Origin of the sequence: Candidatus Alistipes pullistercoris, from assembly GCF_027665465.1 — a bacterium.
GTDB lineage: Bacteria > Bacteroidota > Bacteroidia > Bacteroidales > Rikenellaceae > Alistipes_A > Alistipes_A hominis.
The window spans coordinates 329,714-344,039 of sequence record NZ_JAQDED010000001.1; the positions used below are offsets into that span (position 1 = coordinate 329,714).

General features: G+C 57.4%; 14 protein-coding genes and 1 tRNA gene. All 15 read left to right on the forward strand.

The window, feature by feature from the left end:
* Nucleotides 1-92: 92 nt before the first annotated feature.
* The 15 genes from PGR91_RS01515 (at nt 93) to PGR91_RS01585 (ending at nt 14,322) form a co-directional block, all read left to right on the forward strand.
* Nucleotides 93-166 (forward strand) — tRNA-Ala (locus tag PGR91_RS01515).
* 60 nt (nt 167-226) lie between these two features.
* Nucleotides 227-1,291: a 23S rRNA (adenine(2503)-C(2))-methyltransferase RlmN gene (gene rlmN, locus PGR91_RS01520; protein ID WP_101571794.1), complete on the forward strand. Its 1,065-nt coding sequence runs from the start codon at nt 227-229 to the stop codon at nt 1,289-1,291.
* Between the two features lie 98 nt (nt 1,292-1,389).
* Nucleotides 1,390-1,851 carry a thioredoxin family protein gene (locus PGR91_RS01525; protein ID WP_055202588.1) on the forward strand — a complete coding sequence of 154 codons (462 nt, stop codon included), beginning with the start codon at nt 1,390-1,392 and terminating at the stop codon, nt 1,849-1,851.
* A 182-nt stretch (nt 1,852-2,033) separates the two neighbouring features.
* Complete coding sequence (locus PGR91_RS01530; RefSeq protein ID WP_118655464.1) at nt 2,034-3,509, forward strand: oligosaccharide flippase family protein; 1,476 nt, start codon at nt 2,034-2,036, stop codon at nt 3,507-3,509.
* A 4-nt stretch (nt 3,510-3,513) separates the two neighbouring features.
* On the forward strand, nt 3,514-3,948 hold the full coding sequence (dut, locus tag PGR91_RS01535; protein WP_055202594.1) for a dUTP diphosphatase: 435 nt from the start codon (nt 3,514-3,516) through the stop codon (nt 3,946-3,948).
* Nucleotides 3,949-4,072: 124 nt separating this feature from the next.
* Complete coding sequence (locus PGR91_RS01540) at nt 4,073-5,212, forward strand: ATP-binding protein (RefSeq protein WP_101571800.1); 1,140 nt, start codon at nt 4,073-4,075, stop codon at nt 5,210-5,212.
* Nucleotides 5,212-5,712, forward strand: coding sequence for a 2-amino-4-hydroxy-6-hydroxymethyldihydropteridine diphosphokinase (folK, locus tag PGR91_RS01545; RefSeq protein ID WP_118655466.1), 501 nt, complete (start codon nt 5,212-5,214; stop codon nt 5,710-5,712). Before PGR91_RS01540 ends, folK begins: the two co-directional genes overlap by 1 nt.
* 39 nt (nt 5,713-5,751) lie before the next feature.
* Entirely contained in the window at nt 5,752-7,734 is a 1,983-nt protein-coding gene (locus tag PGR91_RS01550) for an Ig-like domain-containing protein (protein WP_118655468.1), read from the forward strand.
* A 45-nt stretch (nt 7,735-7,779) separates the two neighbouring features.
* Nucleotides 7,780-8,799, forward strand: coding sequence for a porin family protein (locus PGR91_RS01555; protein WP_182424190.1), 1,020 nt, complete (start codon nt 7,780-7,782; stop codon nt 8,797-8,799).
* Entirely contained in the window at nt 8,796-9,143 is a 348-nt protein-coding gene (gene rbfA / locus PGR91_RS01560; protein WP_182424062.1) for a 30S ribosome-binding factor RbfA, read from the forward strand. The genes PGR91_RS01555 and rbfA overlap by 4 nt, the downstream gene beginning before the upstream one ends.
* A gap of 12 nt (nt 9,144-9,155) precedes the next feature.
* Nucleotides 9,156-10,385, forward strand: coding sequence for an FtsX-like permease family protein (locus PGR91_RS01565; RefSeq protein ID WP_101571808.1), 1,230 nt, complete (start codon nt 9,156-9,158; stop codon nt 10,383-10,385).
* Nucleotides 10,382-11,296: a DUF4296 domain-containing protein gene (locus tag PGR91_RS01570; protein ID WP_101571810.1), complete on the forward strand. Its 915-nt coding sequence runs from the start codon at nt 10,382-10,384 to the stop codon at nt 11,294-11,296. Before PGR91_RS01565 ends, PGR91_RS01570 begins: the two co-directional genes overlap by 4 nt.
* Entirely contained in the window at nt 11,208-12,359 is a 1,152-nt protein-coding gene (locus PGR91_RS01575; protein WP_153497777.1) for an amidohydrolase family protein, read from the forward strand. Before PGR91_RS01570 ends, PGR91_RS01575 begins: the two co-directional genes overlap by 89 nt.
* Before the next feature lie 168 nt (nt 12,360-12,527).
* Nucleotides 12,528-13,229 (forward strand): 4Fe-4S dicluster domain-containing protein, encoded by a 702-nt coding sequence (locus PGR91_RS01580; protein ID WP_055202609.1) that lies wholly within the window; start codon nt 12,528-12,530, stop codon nt 13,227-13,229.
* Between the two features lie 25 nt (nt 13,230-13,254).
* Nucleotides 13,255-14,322 carry a CoB--CoM heterodisulfide reductase iron-sulfur subunit B family protein gene (locus tag PGR91_RS01585; RefSeq protein WP_055202610.1) on the forward strand — a complete coding sequence of 356 codons (1,068 nt, stop codon included), beginning with the start codon at nt 13,255-13,257 and terminating at the stop codon, nt 14,320-14,322.
* The last annotated feature ends 4 nt before the right edge of the window (nt 14,323-14,326 follow it).

Below are 14,326 nucleotides of genomic sequence, written 5' to 3' on the forward strand. Positions count from 1 at the left end.
ACAAAAAATACCGTCGAAAAAAAGCCTCCGCCCGTTTTTTTCGTCATCCGGTTTTGCAGATTTTGAAAATATGCCTATATTTGTCCCCCGAAGGGGGATTAGCTCAGTTGGCTAGAGCGCTTGCATGGCATGCAAGAGGTCACCAGTTCGACCCTGGTATTCTCCACCTTGACTTTTACAGGCTGTCGGCGACAGCCTTTTTTTATTTGTACAAACCCGTTGCGCTATGGAAAAGGAATGGTTGTTCGGCAAAACGCTCGGCGAGCTCGCCGAAGTCGCCGCTTCGTTCGGGATGCCGCGCTTCACGGCCACTCAGATCGCGGCATGGATTTACCGGAAGGGAGCGCTGTCGATCGACGAGATGACGAACATTTCGCTGAAAAACCGCCGGGCGCTCGAAGAGAGATATCAAGTAGGCCGCATCCCGTCGGCTGCCGTACAGCAATCTGCGGACGGCACGAAAAAATACCTTTTCCCGACGTTGCGGGATCGCTTCGTCGAATCGGCCTACATCCCGGACGGCCAGCGGGCGACGCTGTGCGTTTCGTCGCAGTCGGGCTGCCGGATGGGCTGCCGCTTCTGCATGACGGCGCGCCAAGGTTTCGCGCACAACCTGACCGCCGGCGAAATTCTGAATCAAATCCGGTCGATCCCCGAAAGCGCGCAACTGACCAACGTGGTCTACATGGGCATGGGCGAACCGCTCGACAACGCGGATAACGTACTGCGGTCGCTCGAAATCCTGACCGCCGACTGGGGTTACGCCTGGAGTCCGACCCGTATCACGCTGTCGACCGTCGGCGTCATCCCGGCCATGCGCACGTTCCTGGAGAAGACGAAAGTGCACCTGGCGGTGAGCCTGCACAACCCGTTCGCCGCCGAACGGCTCGAAATGATGCCGGTACAAAACCGGTATCCGATCGAAGAAGTGGTGAAGGAGTTGAAAAAATGGGATTTTTCGCACCAGCGACGCATCAGTTTCGAATACATCATGTTCCGGGGAATCAACGATTCCGACCGGCATGTAGCAGCGCTCGTCCGACTGCTGGCGGGGCTGAAATGCCGCATCAACCTGATCCGCTTCCACGCCATCCCCGACGCCCCGATGCAAAGCCCGGACGAGACGACCCTGGTCCGTTTCCGCGACGCGCTGACCCGCCGGGGGATCACGACGACGATCCGCGCTTCGCGCGGCGAAGACATCCAGGCGGCCTGCGGACTGCTGTCCACCCGCGAGCGGGAAAAACGAGAGGCCGGCTCCGGGCAGCGACCGACCGGAAACGCAAAATAACGAAGGAAATGCACAACTAAACGGACGGTTTTTCCGTTCTGTTATGGAACGACAATTGCAAACGACAACCGATACGAATCATTAAAAACCGAAAAATTATGAAAAAATGGATTGCAATGACGATGTTGGCGCTGTTCTCGGTAGCGGCATTCGCTCAGAATAACACGAAGGAGACAGCCCCGGCCGCCAAGGAGATCAAAGGAACGGTGTTCGAAAAAGGGACGCTGAAAGAGTTGCTGGCAAAAGCCGCCAAGGAGAAAAAATACCTGTTCGTGGATGTTTACGCCACCTGGTGCGGCCCGTGCAAAGCGATGGCCACGCAGGTCTTTCCGCAGGAAAAAGTGGGCAACTACTTCAATAAGACGTTCGTCAACGCCAAATTCGACGCAGAAAAGGGCGAAGGCATCGACGTCGCTAAAAAATACGGCGTGCGCGCCTACCCCACCTTCCTGATCCTCGATAAGGACGGAACGGAAGTAGGGCGAATCGTCGGAGGAGCCGACGGCGACATGTTCATCGAAAAAGTACAGGAAGCCCTCGACAACATCGGCAAGGAATAACCGCCGATAAAACCTTTTCCAGAAAGGCCGTCGCTTCGTGCGGCAGCCTTTTTTGTTTTCGAAGCGGAACGTTCCGGACGTTTCGACCGAAAAAACCGGGGCGAAACACACGGAATATTAAAAACGGGCAGACATCGCATCGTATCGCATATTTCGCTATTTTTGTGAAAAATTAACCCGATATGCTGAAACAACTGGCGGGACAGACGGCGATCTACGGGCTAGGGACGATCGTGCCCCGTTTCCTGAATTACCTGCTGTTCCCGTACCTGACCCGCGTGATGACCGTCGGCGAGTACGGAGTCGTCACCGACCTCTACGCGCTGATCCCGTTCGTGCTGGTGCTGCTGACGATGGGCCTCGAAACCGGTTATTTCCGCTTTGCGGGAAAGGCCGGCAGCGAAGCGGAAAAGCGGACGATCTTTTCGAACGTATGGGGCGCGGTGACCGCCGTCAGCATCGTTTTTTTCGTACTCGCGCTGCTGTTTACGCCACAACTGGCCCGGGTCATGGAATACACCGACCATCCGTCGTACATCCGGCTGGTCGCCGCCATCGTTATGCTGAATACCGTCACGGCGATCCCGCTGGCGCGGTTGCGGCAGCAAGGCCGGGCCAAACGGTTCATGATCCTGCGGCTGCTGTTCGTGATCGTCAACCTCGCGCTGACTTTCTTTTTCTACTCGGGACTGCCCGGACTGGCCGGACTCGGCATCTGCGCATCGTGGTACGACCCGCAATACGGGGCCGGATACGTGCTGCTGGCCGACCTGCTGGCCAACATCGTGCTGCTGTTCGCACTGATACCGGACTTCCGGGACGCCATGCCGCGCATCCGGTGGCGGCAGTTGCGGACGATTCTGGCGTACTCGTTCCCGCTGCTGGTCAGCGGCATCGCCGGCGTATCGAACCAGTTCATCGACCGGCAGATGATCAAATACCTGCTGCCTTCGGGCATCTCGATGGATGCGTTGGGCATCTACGGCGCCGTTTCGAAGTTAGCCGTCATCATCTTCCTATTCACCCAGATGTACCGTTACGCCGCGGAGCCCTACTTTCTGTCGGGGTTTAAAAACGACGATTTCAAACGGCAAAACGCAGAGGCCCAAAAATATTTCATCATCGTGTCGATCTTCATGTTTCTGGGCATCACGCTCTTCACGAACTTGTTCGCGCTGATGATGGGGAAAGACTTCCGCGAAGGGGTTTACATGCTGCCGGTCATCCTGCTGGCGAATATTTTCGCAGGGATCTGGCTGAACCTGTCGTTCTGGTACAAAAAGACCGGCGAAACGAAATACGCGATCTGGATCACCGGAACGGGGCTCGTTTTCACGCTCGGGTTGAACCTGGCGCTGACTCCCGTCTTGGGATATTTCGGAGCCGCGCTCGCCCGGCTGGGCTGCGAAACCGCCATGGTCGCCGTCAGCTATTACCTGAACCAGAAACACTATCCCGTCCCGTACGACTTGCGCCGGATCGGGACCTACTTCCTGGTCGGCGGGGCGATTTACGGGGCGTCGCTGCTCACGTCCGCGCTACCCGCCGCGCTGGAGTACACGCTGAACCTCGCGATGCTGGCGGCTTTCGGATTCTATGCGATCCGTCTCGAAAAAATCGACATGAAAGGTATATTACACTCGATCATTAAACGTTAACGATATGAAAATAAAAGTCATAAACCGATCGGCATTCGAACTGCCGCATTACGAAACGGTCAGCGCGGCCGGCCTCGACGTCCGGGCCAATACGACCGAAAGCATCGTGCTCGAACCGCTGCAAAGGGCTCTCGTTCCGACGGGCCTTTACGTCGAAATCCCGGACGGTTACGAGATCCAGGTGCGTCCGCGCAGCGGGCTGGCCGCCAAACACGGCATTTCAATAGCCAACGCGCCGGGGACAATCGACCCCGACTACCGCGGCGAAATCAAAGTGATCTTGGTCAACCTGTCGAACGAGCCGTTCGAACTGAAACCGGGCGAGCGGATCGCGCAACTGGTCGTCGCGCAATTCACGCGCATCGAATGGGAAAGCGTGTCGGAGCTGAGCGAAACGGAGCGCGGCGCCGGCGGATTCGGATCGACCGGACGCAAATAATAAACTCCGCGGTTTTTCGTATCTTTGCAGGGAGGGTTGCGCCGCCGCAGTCCGCGCAAACGCCACACCGGAGCGGAAACGGCCGCCGCGACGGAAAACCCGGTCATTTTCAAACAACGAAGCCATGCAGTTTAAAGAGATCACAGGACAGCAAGAAACCGCCGCCAAACTGGTTCAGGGCGTAACGCGCGGACGAATCAGCCATGCCCAGCTCTTCATTGGCGGCGAAGGCGTCGGCGCACTGCCGCTGGCGATCGCCTATGCCCAGTACCTGAACTGCACCGACCGCCGCGACGGGGACTCTTGCGGACAATGCCCGTCCTGCCGCCAGATCGCGCAATTGGCCCATCCGGATGTCCATTTCGTCTTTCCGGTCAACACGCCGAAAGGAAAATCGTCGGGCGAGAAGCCGCTGAGCGACGCTTTCCTGTCGCAGTGGAGGCGGCTGTTCGAAAAAACCGGCGGGTATTTCAGCGAACCGATGTGGTATTCGGCCATCGAAATAGACAACAAACAGGGAAATATCAGCACGTTCGAAGCCGACGAGATCATCCGCAAACTGTCGTTCAAAGCGTTCGAATCGGAATACAAGGCGGTCATTATCTGGCTGCCCGAGCGGATGAACACGCAGGCGGCGAACAAACTGCTGAAAATCATCGAGGAACCGTGGGAAAAGACCCTCTTCCTGATGGTCTCCGAATCGCCCGAACGGCTGTTGCCCACCATCCTGTCGCGGATGCAGGTCGTCGACGTACCGGCCATCGCGGACGAACGGATGGCGGCGTGGCTCGCCGCCCGCAAAGGGTTGCCGACGGACGATGCGGCCAAAGTCGCGCGGCTCGCGCGCGGCAGCATCCTCGAAGCGTCGCGGGTGCTGGAACAGCGCGAAAGCAGCGACGAATATTTCGAACTGTTCGTGCGGCTGATGCGGCTCAGCTATGAAGACCGCCACATGGAACTGCTGGAATGGGCCGAAACGGTCGCCGCCCTGGGACGCGAAGAACAGAAACAACTGCTCGAAAACGCCATCCGGCTGCTCCGCGACAGCTACATGCTGACGGCCGGCGTCGAACGGATCGCCTACCTGTTCGGCCGCGAATACGAATTTTGCAGGAAATTTGCTCCGTACGTCAACAACGGGAACATCGAGCAACTGATCGCCGAAATGGAACTGGCGATCCGACAGGTCGCCCAGAATGGCAACCCGCGCATCCTATTCCCGCACTTTGCATTAACAATCAGCAAATTGATCCGTAAAATCTGATGTCGAAAGCAGTCCTGATCACCGGCGGAAACCTCGGGTCGGTAGCGGAAAACCTGGAAGCGGCGCGGGAGGCGATCTCCCGCGAGGTGGGCGTCGTCGAACGATGTTCGTCCGTACTGGAGTCCGAAGCGTGGGGATTCGAAGCCGAGGAACGTTTTCTGAACCAGGTGCTCGTAGTCGCCACGGCGCTTCCGCCTGAACAACTGTTGGAGCGCTGCCTGCAGATCGAACGGCAGTTGGGGCGGGTTCGCCGGCCCGGGCCGCGGTACGGTTCGCGCACGATGGATATCGACCTGCTGTTCTACGACAACCGGGTCGTCGACAGCGACCGGCTGACGATTCCCCACCCGCGGATCGCCGAAAGGGATTTCGTGCTGGCGCCGCTCGAAGAGGTACTTCCCGACTACGTGCACCCGGTGCTGAAGAAAACGATCCGGCAACTGCGCCGCGAACTGCTGCAGGCCGCAAATCCGCCGGGCGCGGACGGCATGAAAAACTGACGAAAAATCACTACCTTTGTTTCCTATTCTCCGATTAAAATGAGCGTGACCGAAATAAATATCTGTAAAACAATCGCCCGCTTCGGGATCCTGGCTTTTTTCTGCTTCGGGATCCTGGCCCGCTGCGCCAGCGTCGGCACCCCGCAGGGAGGCCCGCGCGACTCGCTGCCGCCGAAAGTCGTCATGATGACCCCCGCTTTCGGGACGACCAATTTCAAAGACAAACGGATCACGATCCAGTTCAACGAATACGTCCAGCTCAAAGACCAGCAGAAGGAGTTTTTCACCTCCCCGTTCATGAAGAAAAAACCGACCCTCATGCTGCGGGGGCGGGGTATCCAGATCGACCTGAAGGAGGATCTGGATTCGAACCAGACCTATTCGCTGAACTTCGGCAAAAGCGTCGTGGACAACAACGAGGGGAATCCGTATACCGGCCTGCGCTATGTCTTTTCGACGGGCGACCACATCGACTCGCTGCTGATGTCCGGCTACACGACCGACGCCATGACGACGGATACGGTGGGCAACGTCTACATCCTCTTTTACGACGCGAAAACCGACTCGATCCCGCAGTACGATTCGACGCTGCTGAAAAGCAAACCGATCGCCGTCGGGAAATCTTTCCCGAACGGAATCTTCATCGCTGAGAACCTGAAACCGATCGACTACCGGATCTACGCGCTCGAAGACAACAACGGGAACCTCGAATACGAACCGGGAGTGGACCGCGTGGCATTCCTCGACTCGACCTACAACCCGCTGAACCAGCCGGGATTCGACATCTGGTACGACACCACGCGCCGCTACATGCAGGCCGACCCGCAGGTCATGATGCGGATGTTCATGGACAAACCGTTCAGACGGCAGACCTACACCGGATCGAAGCGCACGCACGGCAACCGGATCGTGCTTACCTTTACGGCTCCGCATCCCGACATCAAAGAACTTTCGTTCGAAGGAATCGACCCCGGAAAGATCGTCACCGAATACGGAAATTCGAAGCGGGACACCATGGAACTGTGGTTCGACTCCAGATCCGAAGACCTGCCCGACACGCTGCGCGGCAAGCTGATTTACATGAAGCACGACAGCCTGTTCCGCTTGCAGCCCGACACCCAACTGCTGAAACTGGGCTGGAGGGCCCCGGTGAAAAAAGAAAAAGAGGAGAAAAAGAAAAAAGAGGACGACCTTCCGGAACCCAATCCGTTCAAAGTCCGCGTAGCGGGCGGAACGACGCTCAATCCAGAGAAAAACATCGTTTTCGAATTCGATTATCCGCTGACGGGAGTCGACAGCGCGGCCATGTCGTTGCTGAAACTCGGGGAAGGCGACCAGACGACGCCGGTCGGGCTGACTTTCCGGCAGGATACCCTGAAACTCCGGAAATGGACTCTCGCGGCCCCGTGGGAAGCCGATCAGAAATACCGGCTGCTTATCCCGGCCGGCGTATTCAAGAACACCAACGGCGAGAGCAACGATACGCTGCGATCCGAGTTTACGATCGAATCGCCCGAAAAGTACGCCACGCTGGTGCTGAATATCCAGGGTAAAACGCCCGAAAGCGAATACGTCGTACAGGTGATCTCCCCGCAGGGCTCCGTTCTGAAAGAGGTCGCCCATCTGAAAACGGGGAGCCATACGCTGCAATACATCGACGTAGGTACCGTAAAAATCCGTTTCATCGAGGATCTCAACGGGAACGGCCGATGGGACACCGGATCGCTGGTCGAAAGACGGCAGCCCGAACGGGTCGGGATGTACGTCGACGACAATAATTCGGAGGAGATCACGACCAAGGAGAACTGGGAATTGGTCTTCGACGTGGACATGAACCGGATTTTCGGCCCCGTTACGATGGAAAGCATGACGGCGAAAATCAACCGGGACAACGAAGCGCGGCTGAAAGCGATCGCCAAAAAACGGGCCGAAGACGCCGCCAACCAGAAGAAACAGCATAACAGCGGCGGCGGCATGGGCATGGGCAGCATGGGAGGTATGGGCGGCATGATAGGCCGGTAACGAAAGCTGTCGCGGAACAAACGAATGCGGAACAAGAAACGAAATATGTGGAAAATAGCTAAACTGTCTTTACTCGTGATCCTGCTGGGATGCGGAACGCTCCGGGCCCAGCATTATATCGGCGTGCGCGGCGGATGGGGCGGCGGTTCCGCACGGTTCACCCCGTCCCGGGAGACGGGCACCGAATGGGGGCTCTATTCGGGCGGGATTTCGTATAAATTCTATACCGCGCAAAAATTCGTCGGGGCCATCCAGGCCGATTTGCAGTACATGGGACGCGGATTCATGTACGACCTGCAAAGCAAAGGCGACACGAGCTACCACCGCACGATCAATTCGTTCGAACTGCCGCTGATGTGGCAGCCGCATTTCTATTTCATGCAGCGGCACGGACGTTTCTTCGTCAACCTGGGCGTCTACCTCTCTTATTTCATGGACTCGAAATACTATTATAAATCGAAACGGGTGGGGATCTACGAACAGGGACCGTATACGATGAAACTGACCCGCGATACGCGGTGGGGATACGGACTTTGCGGCGGAGCGGGACTTTCGTTCCTGATCCGTCGGTTCGAAGTGGCTTTCGAAGGCCGCTACTATTTCGGTTACTCGGACGTTCTGCGGAACGGAACCAAATACCAGGGCAATCCGACCCATTCGCCGCTGGACAACATCAACGTTTCGATGGCCTTCTATTACCGCCTGAGCAAAGAAGGCATCCGCGCCGAGCCGAGCAAGGGCGTCGCGAGACGGATGCAGGAGGCCGAAATGCGCCGGGCCGAAAGACTGATCGAAAAAGCGAAAAAGCACGGGGATAGCCTGGGCGCAGCGGACCTTTCCGCCGACAGTCTGCCATCCGGACTACGGCAAGCGCTCCCGGACTCCCTGCAACGAATGCTTCCGGACTCCTTGCAGCGACAAAAACCGGAAAAGCGGAAAACGAAGCGGGAAAAAACGGAAAAGGAGTATCCCGCACCCGCCGGAACGCCCGGACAAACGGCCGGCCAACCGACGGTAAAAGAGACCGAATCGATACAGGAATCACAAAAAACAGATAAAAAATGAACGACCGCATCGAATCCACCCGCCAGCAAAAAATCGGGCGGCAAATCCAACGCGACATCAGCGAAATTTTTTCCAAAGAGGCCGCTTCGCTGCTGTGCGGAGCCATGGTATCGGTAACGCTGGTACGGATGAGTCCGGATTTCGAACTGGCTAAGATTTACCTGAGCATCTTCCCGTTCGAAAAACATGCGGAGGTGATGGCCTCGCTGCAGGAAAACAACTGGCTGATTCGCAAAACGCTCGGCGCGCGGGTTAGGAACCAGTTGCGGCACGTGCCCGAACTGGCCTTCTACATCGACGACTCGCTGGAATACATCAGCGCGATCGACAAACTGCTGAAATAGAAAATCCGGATCATGCCCCGTCTACCGCTCTTTTTCGCACGGCGTTACCTTTTTTCGAAGAAATCGCACTCGGTGATCAACATCGTCTCGGGAGTGAGCGCCTTTTCCGTGGCGATCCCGGTGATGGCGATGGTGATTCTGCTGTCGGTATTCAACGGTTTCGAGGGGCTGATCAAAAGCATGTACCGGTCGTTCGACCCGGATATCCGGATCACGCCGGTACGGGGCAAGGTATTCCCGATCGACTCGCTGCCGCGCGAACGCTTTCTGGCAATCGACGGAGTGCGGGACGCGGCGTATGCGCTCGAAGACAATGCGGTCTTCGAGTACCGCGACCGGCAGGCTTTCGGCACGATGTGCGGGGTCGATTCGCTCTACCGGCAGGTGGTGCCGCTGGACAGCCTGCGAACCGAAGGCGTATTCCAATTGCAGTTCGGAGATTTCCCGGAAGCCTACGTCGGACAGGGCATGGCCTACGCGCTGGGCATCCGGGTCAACCTGAACAGCCCGATCTCGGTGTACGTCCCCCGGCGCGGGCGGGTTTCGCCGCTGCTGCCGTACAGTTTCTACAAAAAACAGAATATTTTCCCGTCGGGCGTATTCGCGCTGGAAGCCGAAGTGGACGGGAAATACGTGATCGTCCCGCTCCACTTCGCACAGGAACTGCTCGACTATCCGGGACAAGCTTCGTCGGTAGCCATCCGTCTCGAAGCGGACGCTTCGCCGCAGCGGGTGCAGCAACAGATCGGGCAATGGCTCGGCGACGATTACAAAATCCAGTCGCGCTACCAGCAAAAAGAGTCGTTCTACCGCATCATGATGTACGAAAAATGGGGGATCTATTTCATCATCCTGCTGGTACTGGTGATCGCTTCGTTTTCGCTGATCGGTTCGCTGGTAATGCTGATCATCGAAAAACGCAAGGATTCGCAGACGCTCGTCACGATGGGCGCCGATACGAAGCTGCTCCGTAAGATCTTCGTCGCCGAGGGGATGCTGATCTACCTGATCGGCGCCGGCGGCGGATTGCTGCTCGGCGTCGCGCTGGCGCTGGCCCAGCAGCATTTCGGGTTCCTCAAACTCTCCGGAGAGACGTTCCTGATCGACGCCTATCCGGTCGAAGTCCATCCGAGCGACCTGGCGTGGGTAATCGTAACGTTCGTTTCGGTCAGCTACCTGATCTCCGTGCTGACGGTACGCGCGATGATACCGAAAAAAGAGATAAGTCAGAACCGACCATGATAAAACGATTGATCTGCCTGTTGTGCGTCGCCGTCACGGCGGCCGCCTGCAACCGGCCCCGCAACATACCGGACGAGAAATTGATCGCCATCACCCGCGAGATTTTCCTGGCCAACGCCTACCGCGACTCGCCGAAAAGCGGATTTTCGCAGGCGGACACGGTGGATTTCTACACCCCGATTTTTGAAAAATACGGATACAAACCCTCGGATCTCAGCTACACGATCAACAACCTTTCGCGGCGCAAAAGCGTCCGATTTACGGACATTCTGGAAGAAGTGGCCCGGCGGCTGGATCGGGAAGACTCCCTGATGAAAGCGCGGATCGCCACGCTGGACACCGTCGACAGCCGCACCATGAACCGCTACCGACGCGTCGTCTACTCCGACTCGACCCGGCGGCTCCGGCGCCTGTCCGATCCCGACAAACCGGACATCGTCCTTCCGGTACGTCCGGGACGCTACCAGGTCGCATTCAAGTACGACCTGGACACTTCGAGTCGTAACGGAAACCTCCGCTATACGCACTACCAGTTCGATACGACGGACGGCACGAAAGGCAGTTTCTACTACCTGGGGTATATCAAAGGGGCTCAGAAACAGGAAATTTTCAGTTTCGACGTCACCGATCCGAAAACGAACGAAGTACGGATCAGCCTGGCGACCTCCCCGTCCGACAAGGAAAAGAGCATCGCCCTGCGCATCGACTCGATGACGATCACCTACTTCCTGCCGCTGCGGGAAGCCGCCGATTCGCTGATCCGCGAAATATTCCGGTTCAACCCGAGCCTGGCAGCGTACAACTTACCTTCAAACGCCTCCCATGTCGCAGATAAAAAGGAGATTATCGGCGCACTTTATCCTGACACCACAGGGACTGCTGCGCAACGGGATTCTGTCGTTCGACGCTGACGGCGTCCTACGGGAAATCGCCGCCTCCGACGCGGTCGATTCGCAACAGCGGGTGGAGTTTTTCGGCGGCCTGCTGATCCCCGGCATGGTCAATGCGCATTGCCATCTGGAACTGTCGTACCTGCGCGGCCGGATCGCCCGCGGCTGCGGGTTCGCCGGGTTTGCCGACACGATCGCGCGGGCGCGCAACGAAACCGCCCCGCAACAACGTATCGAAGCGGCCGCTTATTGGAACGCCCGGATGGAACACGACGGCATAGTGGCCGTCGGGGATATTTGCAACGGCACGTCTACGTTCGAGCTGAAACGGAATAGCCGCATCCATTACCACAATTTCATTGAAGGTTTCGGCCTGCGCACGACCGACTTTTCATTCCTACGCCGAATCGCCGCCGAATCGGAAGCGCTCGGACTCTCCGCCTCGGTCACCCCGCACGCCACCTATTCGCTGCAGGACGCCGCGTTCCGGGCGATCGCCGCAGCGGGAAACCCGCTGTCGGTACACTTTATGGAAAGCCGCGGCGAACAGGAACTTTTCGAAGAACGGGGGCCCCTTCACGAACGGAACCTCCGGGAAGGCGTAACGATCGATTTCGCCGGATACGGATCGCCGGCCGGACGCATCGCAGGCTCGGTCCCGAAAGAAAAAAATATGCTGCTGGTGCACAACACGTTCGTCACCGAACAAATCGCAGACACTCTTCAACATCGTTTCGGGAACCGGCTCACATGGGTATTGTGCCCTCGGTCGAACGATTTTATCGAAAGGGCGACGCCTCCCGCCGAGTTACTCCATAGGTTATCGGGGCGGATCGCCGTCGGCACCGACAGCCTCGCGTCGAACGATTCGCTGTCGATGATCGACGAACTGAAAAGGTTCCCGGAAATCCCGCTGCCCGAACGGCTGCAATGGGCCACCCGCAGCGGCGCCGAAGCGCTCGGAATCGACGCATGGGCCGGCAGTTTCGACATAGGCAAACGTCCCGGAGCCGTACTGATCACCGGCATCGACTGGGACACCCTGACCCTGCTGCCGCACGCCGCCAGCCGCCGCATCCTGTAAACCCTTCCCCCAGGCCGTACCGCGCCCCGAATCGTCCGATCGGGACGAACGCGGCGAAAAATTAAGTATTTATACCCATTCAAAATAGGTCTATCCTCTCTGTTCCGTGCTACACATTGGATGTAAATTTGTTACGTGTAAAAATATGCACGTTATCGGACAAGAGTTATGGGGAAATATTTCGATATGCTGATGGAGGATGTCCGCATGAAAGAGGGCCTGACGGCCTGCATGAACTGCGGGATCTGTACGGGAGTCTGCCCCGCGGCCGAGTTTTACAACTACGACCCGCGCCAGATCGTCAACATGGTGCAAACCAAGGACGACGACGCCATCGAAAAGCTGCTCAAAAGCGATACGATCTGGTACTGCGGGGAGTGCATGTCGTGCCGCCCGCGCTGCCCGCGCGGCAATACGCCCGGATATATCATCCAGTCGCTGCGCACGCTGTCGCAAAAACTCGGTTTCTTCACCGAGTCCGAGAAAGGACGCCAGCAACTGGCCATCAAACGCACCATCGGGCAGAATATCCTGACGTCGGGTTACTGCGTCAAGCCGAATTTCGTCGATCCGGATCTACATCCCGAACAGGGGCCGGTATGGCGGTGGATCCACGACAACGACAAAGACGTCTTCGAACGTTTCGGCGACAACTACTGCAAGGTAGGCGTCGGAGCCGGACGCAAGATCGACGACCGCAGCATGGAGGAGATCCGCAGCATTTTCGAAGTGACCGGGGGTATGCGTTTTTTCGAGAACATCGAAACGTGCTCGGATAAAAAAGCGAAGGAAATGGGATACGAAAAAGCCGGGGACGACTATTTCCACGACGTATTCACGACTAACAGCGGCCAACACTCCGGAAAATAAGAGGCCGAAACAAAAAACGAACGCGATGAAAACACCCTGGAAAGAGTATCAGAAACAGATCGCCGACAACGATTACTACTATGCGCGCAGCTGCATCCGGCAGAATTTTTTTCCCGGATCGGAAGCGGCCTTTTTAAATATCCTGCGCAACGACCTGGGTCGGGACATCCACGAAGACCCGCGTCACACCTCCTGCACCGGCATCGGCTACCATACCGACATCGTGCCGCTCGAAACGATCATGACGGTCGTGGCGCGGCAGTTCTCGCTGATGACCGAATCGGGGTACGAGAATTTCGTCCCGTCGTGCATCACGTCGTTCGGCATCTATTCCGAAGCGCTCGAAATGTGGCACGACTTCCCGGAACTGGAAGAGAAGGCCCGCGACTACCTTTATAAAGCTACCGGCCGCGAATTCAAAAAGCCGAAAAACCTGGCGCACACGTCCGACGTGATTTTCCACCACCGCGAAGAGATCGCCGCGAAAGCCAAACACAAATTGGTCAACGTCGAAACCGGAAAACCGCTGCGCGGCGTCGAACACATCGGCTGCCACTATGCGAAGATTTTCCCGAAGGTCGGTATCGGCGGATCGGAATTCCCGTACGTGCTGGCCGGAATGATTGAGGCGTGGGGCGGCGAAGTGGTCGACTATCCGGAGCGGCGGCACTGCTGCGGATTCGGATTCCGCAATTACCTGGTGATGGCCAACCGCGGCTATTCGGTCGCCAACTCCAAGAAAAAGTTCGAATCGATGGCCCCGTACAAGCCCGACTTCATCCTGGCCAACTGCCCGGGCTGCGCGATGTTCCTCGACAAATGGCAATACACGATCTCCGAAATGGAGGGAACGTTTTACGGGCAGGACAACCGCGGCATCCCCGTGCTGACCTACGAAGAGTTGGCCGGGCTGGTGCTCGGATACGATCCCTGGGAACTCGGTATGCAGATGCATCAGGTTGCCGTCGAACCGCTGCTCGACAAGATGGGCGTCCAGTACGACCCGTCGGCAAAATACCTCGGCAAAAATGGAAAATACATCGGGCAACCGGCCCCCGCGGCGATCGGAAGCTACACGAAAAACATACTGTAACGGA